At 41.3% G+C, this 1,115-nt stretch carries 1 protein-coding gene, 4 tRNA genes and 1 rRNA gene; 1 reads left to right on the top strand and 5 read right to left on the bottom strand.

The genetic code is table 11. From position 1 onward, the window contains the following. Positions 1-58: 58 nt before the first annotated feature. Together A33I_RS19680 and A33I_RS19675 are read right to left on the bottom strand one after the other, a co-directional pair. Positions 59-134, bottom strand: a tRNA-Val gene (locus A33I_RS19680). Between the two features lie 46 nt (positions 135-180). After that, positions 181-255, bottom strand: a tRNA-Glu gene (locus A33I_RS19675). A 189-nt stretch (positions 256-444) separates the two neighbouring features. Here A33I_RS19675 and A33I_RS19670 point away from each other — a divergent pair. Then, positions 445-633, top strand: a complete 189-nt coding sequence (locus A33I_RS19670) for a hypothetical protein (protein ID WP_022630028.1) — start codon at positions 445-447, stop codon at positions 631-633. Positions 634-865: 232 nt separating this feature from the next. Here the strand turns inward: A33I_RS19670 and A33I_RS19665 are convergent. From A33I_RS19665 to rrf, 3 genes are all read right to left on the bottom strand, one after another. Then, positions 866-941 (bottom strand) — tRNA-Thr (locus A33I_RS19665). Positions 942-949: 8 nt separating this feature from the next. Beyond that, positions 950-1,024 (bottom strand) — tRNA-Asn (locus A33I_RS19660). Between the two features lie 12 nt (positions 1,025-1,036). Further along, positions 1,037-1,115, bottom strand: a 5S ribosomal RNA gene (rrf, locus tag A33I_RS21600); the annotation flags it as partial.

The raw sequence follows: 1,115 nt of genomic DNA, 5'->3' as shown, positions 1-1,115 counted from the left end.
AACCCCCAACCTACTGATTACAAGTCAGTTGCTCTACCAATTGAGCTAGACCGGCATATGGTGGAGGATGACGGGCTCGAACCGCCGACCCCCTGCTTGTAAGGCAGGTGCTCTCCCAGCTGAGCTAATCCTCCATAGCTTGTCTTAAAAGTAAGTCATTTATGTATGTTATAAAATTAATGGTGACCCGTACGGGATTCGAACCCGTGTTACCGCCGTGAAAGGGCGGTGTCTTAACCGCTTGACCAACGGGCCATCGTTTCAGAATGTGTCGTTTCTTGCTGACAAAAAGTATTATATCCAATATTCTTTTCGATGACAACCCCTTTTGCACATTTTTTTATAGATTTTTTTCTTTTTTTTATTCTACTGTAAAAAACATTGATTATACGAACGCATATTCGCTATACTATAATAAATAGCATACGTAATGGAGTGATCTTAATGAATCTAGATCAAGAAATGCTGCAGGCGGACTTAATTAAAAAGTTTCAATATGTTAAAAATCAAGCTAGAAATGAAACAAGGCTAGAAGTGGCTGAAAGAATGATTGATTATGGAATTGACTTGCAGCTTGTACGAGCTGTTACAGGTTTAACTACTGAAGAGCTAAAAAGCCGTTCTACGCGATAGAGAGGTCCTCTTATTGGTCAACAACTACTTCTACCTGCTAGCAACCCATTTCACTAAAATAAGGCTCTCTCAGGAGCAAAATTCTCCTGAATAGGAGCTTTATTTTAATTTATAGACTTTAGAAACTACTGTATTGAGTTGACTATATTAAGAGTGAATATAAAATTTTTTACAAATAAAAAACCAACCTTACCAGGCTGGTTTGATCTATAGATATAAGGTAAAGTCTCTCTGGAGCTTCCAAGCGGATTCGAACCGCTGACCCCTACCTTACCATGGTAGTGCTCTACCTGCTGAGCTATGGAAGCATAAAAAATGGCTCCACAGGTAGGACTCGAACCTACGACCGATCGGTTAACAGCCGATTGCTCTACCACTGAGCTACTGTGGAACGTAAAAAAATGCCTGGCAACGTCCTACTCTCACAGGGGGAAGCCCCCAACTACCATCGGCGCAAAAGAGCTTAACGACCGTGTTCGGCA

The sequence above is a fragment of the Alkalihalophilus marmarensis DSM 21297 genome (genome assembly GCF_000474275.2).
GTDB classification, from domain to species: Bacteria; Bacillota; Bacilli; order Bacillales; family Bacillaceae_D; genus Alkalihalophilus; species Alkalihalophilus marmarensis.
This window is presented reverse-complemented; position numbering and strand designations above follow the sequence as displayed.